The following is a 13,595-nucleotide window of genomic DNA, read 5'->3' as shown; positions in this document are numbered from 1 at the left end:
CAGGCCCTAGCCCTGCACCGGCTGCGCGCCGGGCTGGCCTTCCGCCTGCGGGTACGCGGCCAGGGCGGCGGCGGCGGCGCGCGCACGCGGGTCGATCACGTCCATCAGCTGGATCGCCTCGTGCTCCATGTCGACGATGTAGCCGTCGATGCGTGCGCGGAACCAGCGGTGGAAGATCAGCGCCGGCACCGCCACGACCATGCCGGCCGCCGCGCACACCAGCGCCTTGCCGATGCCGCCGGCGAGCTGGGCGACATCGCCCACGCCGTGGTCCATCACCCCCAGGAACATCTGGATCATGCCGACCACGGTGCCGAACAGGCCCAGCAGCGGACCGGCACCGGCGATCGTGCCCAGCGCGTTGAGGAAGCGTTCCATGCGGTGGGCGATGTGGCGGCCGACGTCCTCCACCCGCTCGCGGATCTCCTCGCGCGGGCGATGGCGGACCTCGAGCGCGGACGCCAGCAGCGCGCCCAGCGGCGAGTTGTTGCGCAGCGATTCGATGTGGACGGGGTCGAGTTTGCCGCGTGCGGCCCAGGTCCGCACTTCCTGCCCCAGCCCGGGCGGCAGCACCGCGCTGCGCCGCAGCGCCCAAAACCGTTCGACGATGATCGCCAGGCCGACCGCCGAGAGCAGCAGCAGCGGCAGCATCGGCCAACCGCCGGCCATCACCAGTTCAAGCACGCTATTCCTCCGGCCCGAAGGCCCGCCCCGGGTACGGCCGATAGGATAGCCGGTCAGCGCGCCGCGTCGGCTCTCCGCACCGCATCCCACAGGCGCGGGTGGGCGCTGCGGCGCCGTTCGATGTGCGTGCGGTCACTTATATGTATCCGCACCGCGCCGTCCTGGGCCGTGTCGGCGGTGCCGGCGCCGGCCTCGGCCCAGCGCTGCATGACCCGCGGGTGCGGGTGGCCGAAGCGGTTGCCGTGGCCGGTGGAGGCGACCGCGAGCCGCGCCTGCGTTGCTGAGACAAACGCCGGATCGGAAGACTTGTCGCTGCCATGGTGGGCGACCAGCACCACATCGCTGCGCAGCTGCCGCGCCTGGTCGTGGACCAGCATGCGCTCGACGACCTCGCCGATGTCGCCGGCCAGCAGCGCTGAGCCGTGCGCGGATTCGACCCGCAGCACGCAGCTCGATTCGTTGCGCATGGCCGGGAAATGCAGGTCCGGGTGCAGGAAGCCGAAGCGCACGCCGTCGAACTCCCACTGCGTCCCGGCCACGCAGGGCGCGGCGCCCTCGACGCCGGCATCGCGCGCGGCGAACACCGGGCCGGTCTCGAAGCGCCGCAGCACCGCCGCCAGGCCGCCGGCGTGGTCGGCGTCGCCGTGGCTGACCACCACCGCGTCCAGCCGGCGCACGCCCAGCGCGCGCAGGGCCGGGGTCACCACGCGCTCGCCTGCGTCGAAACCCTCCGGTACCGCCGGCCCGGTGTCGTAGAGCACGGCATGGCCTGCGGTGCGGATCAGCACCGAGGTGCCCTGCCCCACGTCCAGCACCACCATCTCGAAGCCGCCCGGCGCAGGCAGGCGCCGGTCCGGCCACAGCAGCGGCAGCAACAGCAGCAGGGCCAGGGCCTTGCCCGGCACCCCGCGCGGGAGCAACAGCCAGAACGCGCCCAGCAGCGCCAGCGGCAGCGCGAACCAGCGCGCCTCGGGCAACCACCACAGCGCCAGTCGCGCCGAGGCAAGCCATTCGAACAGCGGCCAGGACAGGTCGAAACACCAGGCCGCGAGCCGCCACGCCGGCCCGCCCCAGCCTGCGTGCAGCGCCTCCAGCCCGGTGCCGACCAGGGCCAGGGGCACGACGACGAGGCTCCACCAGGGAATCGCGACCAAGTTGGCCAGCGGCCCGGCCAGCGAGGCCTGGCCGAACAGGATCGCGGTCAGCGGCAGCAGGCCGAGCGTGGCCACCCATTGCGCCGACAGGAAGCCGCGCAGCAGCGGCTGCGTATGCGCCCGCGGCAGGCACCACACCAACCAGGCGACGCCGGCAAAGCTGAGCCAGAAGCCCGCCGCCAGCACCGACAGCGGGTCGACCAGCAGCAGCGCGATCGCCGCCAGCGCCAGCGAATCGGCCACGCCCATCGGCCTGCGCCACAGCCTGGCCAGGACCACGACCGCGATCATCAGCACGGTGCGCACGGTGGGCAGGGCGAAACCGGCGACGGCGGCGTATCCGGCCGCACCGAGCAATGCACCGCAGGCAGCCGCCTGCGGTCGCGGCATCCGCCGCCCCAGCCCCGGCAGCAGCCACCAGACGCCGGCCACCACCAGCGCGAAGAAGCCGGCGACCAGGCCGACGTGGAAGCCGGAAATCGCGATCAGATGGGTCAGGCCGGTGGCGCGCAGGATTTCCCAGTCGACATCGGCCAGGCCGCGCGTGTCGCCCAGGGCGAGCGCCCGCACGAAGCGCGCGGAGGGACGCGCCAGCGAGGCATCGATGCGGCTCGCGATGCGGTCGCGCCAGCCGTCGATGCCGGCCGCCGCACGCGTACGCTCCCAGGGGGCGGCCGATCGCACATAGCCGGTTGCGGCGAGCCGGCCCGCCAGCGCATGGCGCTCACCGTCGTACCAGCCCGGATTGCGCAGGCCGCGCGGCGCGCGCAGGCGTGCGGTGAAGCGCCATCGGCTGCCTGGCTCCAGCTGCAGGCGCGGCGCGTCGGCGCCGTCGCGGTCGTCGTACCAGGACAGCCGCAGCAGCTTGCCGCGCAGGGCTTCGTGCTGGCCGGCGTTACGGTCCACCCGGAACAGGAAGCGCGTGTGCCGGGGTTCGTGTTCGGGCAGTTGCACCACCCTGCCCTGGATCTCGAAGTCGCCGCGTTCCAGCGCCTGCGGCAACTGCTGCGCGAGCACCCAGGCGGCGTGCAGGCCAAACAGCGCGAATCCCAGCGCCAGCGCGCCAGCCGGTCGGCGCCAGTCGCCGAAGCGCCACCAGGCCCATGCGCCGAGGACGGCCAGCGGCACCAGCACGGGCAGCGGCGGCAGCGCAGGCAGGCGCGAGCATGCCAGCACGCCCAGCACGAGCATCGCGGCAATGGCCGGGCCGGACGGCGCCAGCGCAGGTTGATGGGTTGCTCGGCGACCATCCATGGCCTGTTCCGCGTCGATCAGGCCTGCAGTGTGGCCGGCCCTGGCTTGATGCGGCATCGGCAGCGATGGCGATGGGGCGTGGGATTAATCCCACGGCCGAACGATCCTGACTTCACCCCCACTTCATCGTCCTCCCATCGCCGCAACACGCTGCCACGACACGCTTGACCCATCGCAACAGCCACAAGGCGGGACCATGGGATCAGCAACGACGGCACGGTGGGACGTGGTGGTGGTCGGCGCCAGCTTCGCCGGCGCGGCCTGCGCGCTGGCCGCACGCCGGGCCGGGTTGCGCGTGTGCGTGCTCGAGCGCAAGCGCGACCCGGGCATGCGCCTGCACACCACCGGGATCATCGTGCGCGAAGCGGCCGAAGGCACGCCATTGGCCGCCATCCCCGCGCCGCTGGTGCGTCGCATCAATGGCGTGCGCCTGTACGCGCCGAGCCTGCGCAGCATGGCGCTGCAGCGACCCGGCTATTACTTCCTGGCCACCGATACGCCCGCGGTGATGCGCTGGCTGGCGGGCGAGCTGGAACGCGCCGGCGTCGAGCTGCGGCTGATGCAGTCGTTCACCGATGCGCAGCGCACGGCCGGCGGCTGGCAGGTGGCCGGCCTCGGCAGCTGCCGATGGCTGGTCGGTGCCGATGGCGCGAAGTCGCGGTTGGCGATGCGCGCGGGCCTGGCGCGCGTGCGCGAGTTCCTCTACGGGGTGGAGCACGAGTTCGACGGCGCCACGCTGGCCGAGCCCGACCGCCTGCACTGCTTCATCGACCGCAGGCTGGCGCCAGGCTACATCGGCTGGGCGGCGCAGAATCCGCGCGGCGTGCAGCTTGGCCTCGCGTTCCGCCATCGCGATGACCGGGCCGGCGTGCCCGACATCGCGGCGTTGCGCGCCCGCGTCGGCGAGCGGCTTGGCCTGGATCCCGGACTGTCGCCCACCGCAACCCGCGCCGGCCTGATTCCCTGTGGCGGGCCGGTGCGCCCGCTCGCCGCGCCCGGCGTGGTCCTGACCGGCGACGCCGCCGGCATCGTCTCGCCGGTCACCGCCGGCGGCATCCACTCGGCCTGGCGCCACGGCGAGGCGGTCGGCAACGCGATCGCCGCACACCTGCTCGATGGCGGACCCGACCCCGCGCTGGTCGCGGCGCGCGCGGCGCCACGCTTCCGCGCCAAGCGCGTTCTGCGCTGGGCCTTCGACCATTTGCAGCAGGACTGGCCTTTCGACCTGCTGCTCGGCACCGCGCCGCTGCGCTGGACGGCCGAACGCGTGTACTTCCATGCCCGCGATGATCGTGTATGAACGGCACGCACAGTACACGCGGCCAGGTCCCCAGCTGCGCCATGCGGCTGCTGATGCTGTTAGGCGGGCATGTCTGGCTGGCTTTCCACCTGACGATGACCATGAACCTGCTCGGCGTGATGTACCTGGTGTTCCCACCGCTGGCGCTGATCGCGCTCGGGGCGATACTGGAGCGGTTCGACGCTTTCGCGCTCGTCACCGGCGGGGTCTGGCTGCTGCTGTGCGGGCTCCTGGGCTGGACGTTCCGCCGTCGGCTGGCGGTCCTGCCCCTTTCCGCCTGGCTGCTGCTCGCACCGGTGCCGCTGGCCTGGTTGCCCCTGGGATCAGGCGAGATCGTCCGCGCGACCGCGATGCACGCCGCGTTGCGGCAGATGGGTGCTGATTGCCATGCGACGGCGAGCCTGATCGCGTCGCTGCACGACTCGGGTGCGCATGCGCGCTCCCCCCACGCCTGGATGATGGTCGATGGAGTGTCCTACCTCTGGAGCTATCGCAAGATACGTTTCCTTCCGGACACGCGCTCGGCTGCCAGAAGCTGCCCACCATCGCGGCCGCGCCGAGCCCGAACCGGTCAGCGCAGCTCGAATGCGTCCGCGTCCAGCATCGCCGGGAAGTGCGCGCGGTGCGCGGCCAGCTCGGCCGCCAGCAGCGTCGTGGTCACCACCACCTCGGCATCCGTGCACTCGCTGGCGGGATGGCCCAGGAAGTCGATCACCGCGCTGTCGCCCGAGTAGCTCAGGCCGCCGCCGTCGGTGCCCACGCGGTTGAGTCCGGCCACGTAGCACAGGTTCTCGATCGCGCGCGCGCGCAGCAGCGTCTTCCAGGCGTGCGCCCGCGCCGCCGGCCAGTTGGCGATGTAGATGAGCAGGTCGTAGTCCTGCGCGCCGGGGCGCTCGACGTCGTAGCGGTTGCGCGAATACACCGGGAAGCGCAGGTCGTAGCAGACCAGCGGGCAGATCCGCCAACCCTTCCACTCCACCGTCAGCCGCTCGCGCCCGGCGGCGTAGCGCTCGTGCTCGCCCGCGTAGCGGAACAGGTGGCGCTTGTCGTAGTGCGACAGCGCGCCATCGGGCGTGGCCCACAGCAGCCGGTTGAACACGTCATCGCCCACCCGCAGCTGCACGCTGCCGCAGACCGCGGCGTCAAGCTGCGCCGCCTGCGCGCGCATCCACTCGACGGTCGGGCCGTCCATCGTCTCGGCCTTGTCGATGGCCTCGTTCGAAAAACCGCTGGTGAAGGTCTCGGGCAGCAGCACCACGTCGGTGAAGCCGCGCAGCGGCGCGATCCGCTCGCCGTAGTAGTCGCGGTTGCCGGCCGGGTCGTGCCACAGGGTCGCGCCCTGGACCAGTGAAATGCGCAGGTTGTCCATGCACGCCAGCCTAGCCGATGTGGGGAATCCTGTGGATGGGTTGGAGCGCCGGGGTTGGGCGAAACCAACACGTCGGGGCCGCGCGGCTGCGTTGGGCGACGGAACGGCATATCGCAGCGCGAATTCGCGGCTGGAGCCGCTCCTACAGGTGTTGCAGGCGCTCGATCGCGGCGTCGAGGGTGGCCTCGTTCTTGGCGAAGCACAGGCGCGCCAGGCGCTGGCCCGTCGGCGGCGTCTCGTAGAACGGCGACAGCGGAATCGCGGCCACGCCTTTCTCCACGGTCAGCCAGCGGCAGAACGCCGCGTCGTCCAGGTCGCTGATCGCCGAATAATCGACCAGCTGGAAGTAGCCGCCCGGCACCGGCAGCGGGGCCAGGCGGGTGGTCGCCAGCTGCGCACGGAAGCGGTCGCGCTTGGCCTGGTAGAAGGCGCCCAACTGCTCGTAATGCTCCGGCTCGACCTCCAGCATCGCCGCAAACGCGTGCTGGGCCGGGGCGAAGGTGCAGAACACGTTGTACTGGTGGACCTTGCGGAACTCGGCGCTCAATGCCGGCGGCGCGATGCAGTAGCCGACCTTCCAGCCGGTGCAGTGGTAGGTCTTGCCGAAGCTCGACACCACGAAGGCGCGCTCGCGCAGCGCCGGCCAGCGCAGCACCGATTCATGGCGGACGCCGTCGAAGACGATGTGTTCGTACACCTCGTCCGAGAGCAGGAGGATGCCGGTCCCGTCCAGGATCGCCTCCAGCTCGCGCATATCGTCGGCCGAGAACATCGCCCCCGATGGATTGTGCGGGCTGTTGATCATCAGCATACGCGTGCGCGGCGTGATCGCCTCGCGCACCCGCTGCCAGTCGGGCGCGAACGTCGCCGGGTCCAGCGGCACGTGCACGGCGCGGGCGCCGGCCAGGTCGATGGCAGGCTTATAGCAGTCGTAGCAGGGATCCAGCACGACCACCTCGTCGCCCGCGCGCACCACGGCGTGGATGGCGTTGAAGATCGCCTCGGTCGCGCCGCTGGTGACGGTGACCTCGGCATCCGCATCCGGGCGATGCCCGTACACGCGCGCGGTCTTCCCGACGATCGCCTGGCGCAGCGCGGCGACGCCGGTCATCGGCGCGTACTGGTTGTGGCCGGCGCGCATCGCGCGATCGAGTTCCTCGACCAGGCGCGCCGGCACGTCGAAATCGGGGAAGCCCTGGCCGAGGTTGACCGCACCGTGCTCCTGCGCCAGCTGCGACATCACGGTAAAGATGGTGGTGCCCACTTTCGGCAGCTTGCTCTGCAACATCGACATCCATCCACAACGCGATCGGGAAGCCCGGCAGTTTACGGGCCGGCTCTGATCGGTTAAACCTTGTGCCCGATGTCGATCCCCCAGGCCGATTCCGATGAGACGCGTCTCACGACGCTGCTGCGCGCCTACCTGGCCGCGGAGTATCGCTGGCAGCGCGACGGCGACTGGCATGACATCAACATCGGCCTGCCTACGCCGGGCCTGGACCTGGCGTATCCGCAGGCGCACTCGTTCGGCCTGATATCGGCCTGGAATCCGCTGTCGGTCGAGCGCAGCGCCGCGGAGAACCGCCAGGCCGACCAGCTGCTGTGCGATGCGCTCGACGCCAGCGGCCATCCCTACCTGCCGGCCTTCTCCTCCGCGCGCAACCGCAGCTGGCGCGAGCCGGGCTGGCTGGTGATGGGCATGGACACGGCCGCCTACGACGCGCTGTCGCGCCACTTCGGCCAGCTCGGCGCACTGTGGTGGCGGATGGGCGCGCCGGTGCGGCTGCGCATGGACGGGGGCCGCCCTGCCGAGCTGGACGAGGACGACCGCTTCGTCGACTGGCTAGTAGAATGAGCGCGATGGCCGGTCCGCGGCCAAAGCGCGCCTGATGCCCGAGACCACCACCGCCGCTGCGCCGTTGATCGACGTGCGCGGCCTGAGCTTCGACCGCAATGACCGCCCGGTGTTCGGCCCGCTCGACTTCCGGGTCGAGCGCGGCGAGGCGCTGCTGGTCCAGGGCGGCAACGGCGCCGGCAAGACCACCCTGCTGCGGGTGCTGGCCGGGCTGCTGGACGGCGAATGCGGCGTCGTGCGCCTGGCGGGGGCCCCGGCAGGTCCTGCGGCGCGCGCCGGACATATCGCCTACCTCGGCCACCTGCCCGGGCTGAAGGCGGATCTCTCGGCGCTGGAGAACCTCGACTACCTCTGCGGCCTGCTCGGCCGCCGGCCGACGCTCGAACTGGAGGAAGCGTTGGCCATCGTTGGCCTGGGCGGCTTCGAGGACGCAGCCGCGCGCACGCTTTCGGCCGGGCAGCGCAAGCGCCTGTCGCTGGCGCGGCTGTGGCTGTCGCCGGCGCCGCTGTGGCTGCTGGACGAACCCTACGCCAACCTCGACCTGCCCGGCATCGAGCTGGTCAACCGCATGGTCCGTGCGCACCTGGACGAGGGCGGCGGCGCGCTGGTCACCACCCACGGCGCCTACGCCGCGCCACCGGTGCGCACGCGCCTGCTGGCGCTGGGTGCGGTGGGAGAGGCGGAGGCATGAGCATGTCGAGTGCCACGCCGACGCTGTTCTCGGCCGCACGCGCGCTGGTCCTGCGTGACCTGCGCCTGCTCTGGCGCCGCCGCGGCGACGCGCTGCAGCCGGCCCTGTTCGCGATCCTGGTGGTGGTGCTGTTCGCGCTGGCGATGGGCAGCGAACGCGAGCTGCTGTCGCGCGCCGCGCCGGGCGTGCTGTGGGTGGCGGTGCTGCTGTCGGGCCTGCTGGCGCTGGACACGCTGTTCCGCGGCGACGCCGAGGACGGTTCGCTCGAACAATGGCGGCTGGCGCCGGTGCCGCTGGCCTGGCTGGTGCTGGTGCGGACCCTGATGCACTGGCTGACCACCGCCGCGCCGCTGCTGCTGGCGGTTCCGCTGCTGGCCGAATTGCTGTACCTGCCGCGCACGCTGTGGCCGGTGCTGTTGCTGGCGCTGGGGCTGGGCACGCCGCTGCTGAGCCTGCTGGGGGCGGTGGTGTCGGCCCTGACCGTGGGCATGCGCCGCGCGGGCGTCCTGCTGGCGCTGCTGGCGCTGCCGTTGTACGTGCCGGTGCTGGTGTTCGGTGCCGGCAGCGTGACGGCCGCGGCCCAGGGCCATGATCCGGCGGGCGGCCTGCTGCTGCTGGGCGCCGGACTGCTGATGGCGCTGGTGCTGGCGCCGGTGGCGGCCGCGACGGCGATACGGATCGCGTCGCAGTAGGCGTGGCGGGACGGGGGCCGGTGTCCTGGGTGAGGTGCGCTTGCCGGGTCTCGGGTCTCGGGTCTCGGGTCTCGGGTCTCGGCGCTTGGCGCTTGGCGGTCGCGGGCGGGGGCCATTGACGATCGCGGCTGAAGCCGCTCCTACAGCCGCTCCTGCAGCCGCACGGGACCATGTAGGAGCGGCTTCAGCCGCGATTGCCGCTCAAGCTACGACGTCGCCCGTCGCGAGCCACGCTCTCCGCAAGCCCGCGCCGCACGACGCACCCCCCCGCCATGGGGCATCCTGTCCACCCCAAAAGCTTGGCCGCGCCGGTCGAGTCTGAAAAAATAGGCAGTTGGCCAGGATGGCGGCAGCCAGCCCCGTGCCCGGCCGCCGCCGCGGCCCCTCCCCCAGCGAGCACACAGCCCGATGTCCAAGATGAACCCGATGGTGCGCTGGTTCCACCAGCTCGGGTCACCCCCGTATTTCGACCGCTTCGCCGCGCGCTGGGCGCCGTGGGCGTTCGGGCTGGGCCTGGCGGTCATGGCGGTGGGCGCGTACCTGGGGTTGTTCGTGGTGCCGGCCGACTACCAGCAGGGCGACAGCTTCCGGATCCTCTACATCCACGTGCCGGCTGCGTGGATGAGCATGGCGATGTTCGCGCTGATGGCGTTGTACGGCGCCATCGCCCTGGTCTGGCGGATCAAGCTGTGCGAGATCCTGGCCATGGCCTGCGCGCCGATCGGCGCCGCCTTCACCTTCATCACCCTGGCCACCGGCAGCATCTGGGGCAAGCCGATGTGGGGCACCTGGTGGGACTGGGACCCGCGCCTGACCTCGCAGCTGGTGCTGCTGTTCCTGTACTTCGGCGTGATCGGCCTGTATGCCGCCATCGAGGACCGTCGCGCCGCCGCGCGCGCGGCCTCGCTGCTGGCGATCGTGGGCGTGGTGATGCTGCCGATCATCCGTTACTCGGTGGTGTGGTGGAACTCGCTGCACCAGGGCCAGACCATCCGCGTGTTCGGCGAGTCGTCGATGGACGCGAGCATGCTGCCGCCGCTGCTGTGGATGATCGTCGGCACCAAACTTTGGGCGGTCGGGTCGCTGCTGGCCCGCGCCCGCGCGGACAATCTGCAGCGCGAGGCCGGCAAGGACTGGGTGCGCCGCGCCGCCGGAGTCGCGCGATGAGTTACGCCGGATATGTCGTCGCGGCCTATGCCGTATTTGCCGCGGTACTGCTGTGGGATTTCGTTGCCCCGCGCATCCGCATCGCCCAGGTGTTGCGCGCCGTCCGCCTGCTGGCGCGCCGCGACACCGCCCGTGCGCAGACCAATGCGCAGGAGCTGAAACGATGAACCCCACCCGCCGCCGCCGCATCTGGTTCGTGGTCGCGCTGCTGGCCGCCGCCGCGCTGGCCGCGACCCTGGTCGCCTTCGCACTCCAGCGCAACATCGCCTACCTGTACACGCCCAACGAGATCCTGGGCGGCAGCGCCGGCGAAGCCGTGTCCTCGGGCGAGGCGCGCTTCCGCCTGGGCGGAATGGTCGAGACCGGCTCGTTCCGGCGCGACGAGGGCTCGCTGCGCACCCACTTCCGCGTGACCGATGGCGACGCGCAGCTGGACGTGGTCTACGACAAGATCCTGCCCGACCTGTTCCGCGAGGGCCAGGCGGTGGTCGCCACCGGGCGCATGGAAGGCGGCCGTTTCGTCGCCGAGGACGTGCTGGCCAAGCACGACGAGACCTACGTGCCGAAGGAAGTCGCCGACAAGATGGGCCTGGCGCACACCAAGCACAACGTCGAGACCGCGCCGCAGGCCGAGGCGGGGAACTGATGGCAGGTTGCGCATCCGCCGTGGTGTCACGGGCACCGTACTTGGCGCTGTCTTCGGCACTGTGCCGAGCGCCGTCACGCACCGCCTGTCATCTCGAACGCAGTGAGAGATCTGCTTCGGCGGACGCAAGATTTCTCACTGCGTTCGAAATGACAGACCGGGTGTTCGAAATGTCAGCTGGGGCGCAGCGCTAGTGCTCCCCGAACTCGGTCAGGTCGCCCTCCTCCTCGCCCTGCTTGCGGCCGTGCTGCAGGCCGTGCTGCCGCTGGCGGGCGCCGCCGGCGACAGGCCCGCGTGGATGGCGGTCGCGCGCCCCGCTGCACTGGCCCAGCTCCTGCTGCTGGCCTTTGCCTACGTCGCGCTCACCATGGCGTTCGTGCAGCAGGACTTCTCCGTGGCGTACGTCGCCAACAACTCCAACACCCTGCTGCCGCTGGTCTATCGCTACACCGCGGTCTGGGGCTCGCACGAGGGCTCGCTGCTGCTGTGGGTGCTGATGCTGGGCGTGTGGAACGCCGCCGTGGCGCTGTGGTCGCGCTCGCTGCCGCAGGTGGTGTCGGCGCGCGTGCTGGGCGTGATCGGCCTGGTCGCCATCGGCTTCCTGTCCTTCATGATCTTCACCTCCAACCCGTTCGCGCGCCTGCTGCCGGCGCCGCTGGAGGGCCACGACCTCAACCCGCTGCTGCAGGACCCGGGGATGATCATCCATCCCCCGATGCTGTACATCGGCTACATCGGCTTCGTGGTGCCGTTCGCGTTCGCGATCGCGGCCCTGCTCGAAGGCAAGGTCGATGCGCGCTGGCAGCGCTGGACGCGGCCCTGGACCAACGTGGCCTGGGGCTTCCTCACCATCGGCATCGCGCTGGGGTCGTGGTGGGCGTACTACGAACTGGGCTGGGGCGGCTGGTGGTTCTGGGACCCGGTCGAGAACGCCAGCTTCATGCCATGGCTGGCTGGCGCTGCGTTGATCCACTCGCAGGCGGTGACCGAGAAGCGCGGCAGCTTCGGCGGCTGGACGCTGTTGCTGGCGATCGCGACCTTCTCGCTGTCGCTGCTGGGCGCGTTCCTGGTGCGCTCGGGCGTGCTGACCAGCGTGCATTCGTTCGCCGCCGATCCCTCGCGCGGTCTGTTCATCCTGGTCTTCCTCGCCGCAGTCATCGGCGGCGCGCTGGTGCTGTACGTGCTGCGCGCGCCGCGCTTGCCGGAGGGGCGGCCATTCGCGCCGTTCTCACGCGAGACCCTGCTGCTGCTCAACAACCTGCTGCTCACCGCCGCCTGCGCGATGGTGTTGCTGGGCACGCTGTACCCGCTGCTGGCCGACGCGCTGGACCTGGGCAAGGTGTCGGTGGGCCCGCCCTACTTCGGCACCCTGTTCCTGCTGCTGATGGCGCCGCTGGTGCTGCTGGTCCCGTTCGGCCCGCTCACGCGCTGGCAGCAGGAGCAGGTATCCAAGCCGCTGGCGATGCTGTTGCCGTGGTTGGGGCTCGCGCTGGCATTGGGCGTGATCGCCTGGTTCATGGCGCCGCAGGGCCCGCTCAAGACCGCGGCCGGCGTGTTTGCCGCGGCCTGGGTGGGGCTGGGCACGCTGCGCTTCGTCTGGAGCCGGGTGCGGGCCAGCGGCCGCGCGTTCACCCCGGAAATGCTGGGCATGGTGCTGGGGCACCTGGGGCTCGCGGTGTTCGTGGCCGGCGCGCTGCTGGTCGAGGCGCAGCTTGTGCAGCGCGAGCTGGCGATGTCGCCCGGGCAGACCGTCGAGATCGGCCGCTACGCGTTCCGCTTCGATGGCGTGGAGCGCGTGCCCGGCCCGAACTACATGGCCGACCGCGGCCTGGTGCAGGTGCTGCGCGGCGACAAGCCGCTGGTCCTGCTGCACCCGGAAAAGCGCGCCTACGCCTCCGGCGGCCAGGTGATGACCGATGCCGGCATCCACGTCGGCGTGTTCGCCGACGTGTTCGTGGCGCTGGGCGAGCCGCTCGGCAATGGGGCATGGGCAGTGCGGCTGCAGATCAAGCCGCTGCTGCGCTGGATCTGGGCCGGCGCCTTCCTGATGGCGCTGGGCGGTTTCGTCACGGCTGCCGACAAGCGTTTCCGCAAGGTCACGGGCAGCGACCGCCGCCCAGCCGGCCCGAAGCCTGCAGGCGGCGAAGCACGCGCCGATGCGCGGGCGCCGTCGTCGCCCTTGGCCGGAGATGAAACCTGATGGCACGTCCCGCCACATTGTCCGCCGTGGTCATCGGCGTGGTGTTCGTCGGCCTGGTCGGCCTGCTGCTGTACGGCGTGCTGGTGTCCGACCGCGCCGACCGCGAAGCCCTGCCCTCGCCGCTGATCGGCAAGCCGGCGCCGGCGTTCGAACTGCCGATGCTGCACCAGCCTGGTCGCATGTTCTCGTCGCAGGAGCTGCGCGGCCAGCCCTACCTGCTCAACGTCTGGGGCAGCTGGTGCCCGGGCTGCCGCGTCGAGCACCCGGTGATCACGCGCTTCGCCGAGACCAGGCGCGTGCGCGTGGTCGGCTACAACTGGAAGGACGAGCACGTCGACGCGATGCGCTGGCTCGAACAGTTCGGCAATCCCTACTGGCTGGTGCTGGTGGACTACGACGGCCGCAAGGCGATCGACTGGGGCATCTACGGCGCGCCGGAGACCTTCCTGGTCGACGCCGAGGGCATCGTGCGCTGGAAGCACGTCGGCCCGGTGGACGACACGGTGATCGCCGAAAGCCTTGGTCCGGTACTCGACAGACTGGGGGTGGCGCCATGATCGCCGCCCTGCTGCGCCGTTGCAGC

13 protein-coding genes are annotated in these 13,595 nt (G+C 71.3%); 9 read left to right on the top strand and 4 right to left on the bottom strand.

Annotation, left to right across the window (positions count from 1 at the left end; all coding sequences use genetic code 11):
* Window positions 1–6 precede the first annotated feature (6 nt).
* Together ACW5DW_RS08085 and ACW5DW_RS08080 are read right to left on the bottom strand one after the other, a co-directional pair.
* Entirely contained in the window at window positions 7–684 is a 678-nt protein-coding gene (locus ACW5DW_RS08085; RefSeq protein ID WP_457018247.1) for a MotA/TolQ/ExbB proton channel family protein, read from the bottom strand.
* Window positions 685–737: 53 nt separating this feature from the next.
* Entirely contained in the window at window positions 738–3,092 is a 2,355-nt protein-coding gene (locus ACW5DW_RS08080; RefSeq protein ID WP_457018246.1) for a DNA internalization-related competence protein ComEC/Rec2, read from the bottom strand.
* A gap of 196 nt (window positions 3,093–3,288) precedes the next feature.
* On the opposite strand from ACW5DW_RS08080, the gene ACW5DW_RS08075 reads away from it, so the two are divergent.
* Window positions 3,289–4,392, top strand: a complete 1,104-nt coding sequence (locus ACW5DW_RS08075; protein WP_457018245.1) for an NAD(P)/FAD-dependent oxidoreductase — start codon at window positions 3,289–3,291, stop codon at window positions 4,390–4,392.
* Between the two features lie 571 nt (window positions 4,393–4,963).
* Here the strand turns inward: ACW5DW_RS08075 and ACW5DW_RS08070 are convergent.
* Both ACW5DW_RS08070 and ACW5DW_RS08065 read right to left on the bottom strand, forming a co-directional pair.
* Complete coding sequence (locus ACW5DW_RS08070) at window positions 4,964–5,761, bottom strand: amidohydrolase (RefSeq protein WP_457018244.1); 798 nt, start codon at window positions 5,759–5,761, stop codon at window positions 4,964–4,966.
* 142 nt (window positions 5,762–5,903) lie between these two features.
* The gene (locus ACW5DW_RS08065; RefSeq protein ID WP_457018243.1) at window positions 5,904–7,049 is read right to left on the bottom strand and encodes a pyridoxal phosphate-dependent aminotransferase; all 1,146 of its coding nucleotides are present in this window, start codon (window positions 7,047–7,049) and stop codon (window positions 5,904–5,906) included.
* Between the two features lie 75 nt (window positions 7,050–7,124).
* Between ACW5DW_RS08065 and ACW5DW_RS08060 the strand changes: the two genes are divergently transcribed.
* The 8 genes from ACW5DW_RS08060 (at window position 7,125) to ACW5DW_RS08025 (ending at window position 13,569) form a co-directional block, all read left to right on the top strand.
* Complete coding sequence (locus tag ACW5DW_RS08060; protein ID WP_457018242.1) at window positions 7,125–7,616, top strand: DUF3293 domain-containing protein; 492 nt, start codon at window positions 7,125–7,127, stop codon at window positions 7,614–7,616.
* A 34-nt stretch (window positions 7,617–7,650) separates the two neighbouring features.
* Complete coding sequence (gene ccmA / locus ACW5DW_RS08055; RefSeq protein WP_457018241.1) at window positions 7,651–8,307, top strand: heme ABC exporter ATP-binding protein CcmA; 657 nt, start codon at window positions 7,651–7,653, stop codon at window positions 8,305–8,307.
* On the top strand, window positions 8,304–8,999 hold the full coding sequence (gene ccmB, locus ACW5DW_RS08050) for a heme exporter protein CcmB (protein WP_457018240.1): 696 nt from the start codon (window positions 8,304–8,306) through the stop codon (window positions 8,997–8,999). The genes ccmA and ccmB overlap by 4 nt, the downstream gene beginning before the upstream one ends.
* A 417-nt stretch (window positions 9,000–9,416) precedes the next feature.
* Entirely contained in the window at window positions 9,417–10,166 is a 750-nt protein-coding gene (gene ccmC / locus ACW5DW_RS08045; RefSeq protein WP_457018434.1) for a heme ABC transporter permease CcmC, read from the top strand.
* Window positions 10,163–10,333 carry a heme exporter protein CcmD gene (ccmD, locus tag ACW5DW_RS08040; protein WP_457018239.1) on the top strand — a complete coding sequence of 57 codons (171 nt, stop codon included), beginning with the start codon at window positions 10,163–10,165 and terminating at the stop codon, window positions 10,331–10,333. The genes ccmC and ccmD overlap by 4 nt, the downstream gene beginning before the upstream one ends.
* Window positions 10,330–10,812, top strand: a complete 483-nt coding sequence (ccmE, locus tag ACW5DW_RS08035; RefSeq protein WP_457018238.1) for a cytochrome c maturation protein CcmE — start codon at window positions 10,330–10,332, stop codon at window positions 10,810–10,812. The genes ccmD and ccmE overlap by 4 nt, the downstream gene beginning before the upstream one ends.
* Window positions 10,813–11,005: 193 nt before the next feature.
* Entirely contained in the window at window positions 11,006–13,012 is a 2,007-nt protein-coding gene (locus tag ACW5DW_RS08030; protein ID WP_457018237.1) for a heme lyase CcmF/NrfE family subunit, read from the top strand.
* Window positions 13,012–13,569, top strand: a complete 558-nt coding sequence (locus tag ACW5DW_RS08025; RefSeq protein WP_457018236.1) for a DsbE family thiol:disulfide interchange protein — start codon at window positions 13,012–13,014, stop codon at window positions 13,567–13,569. The genes ACW5DW_RS08030 and ACW5DW_RS08025 overlap by 1 nt, the downstream gene beginning before the upstream one ends.
* The last annotated feature ends 26 nt before the right edge of the window (window positions 13,570–13,595 follow it).

This window comes from Luteimonas sp. A482 (assembly GCF_054072655.1).
The sequence above is the reverse complement of the archived record's forward strand: the minus strand, read 5'-3'. Positions and strand labels throughout refer to the sequence as shown.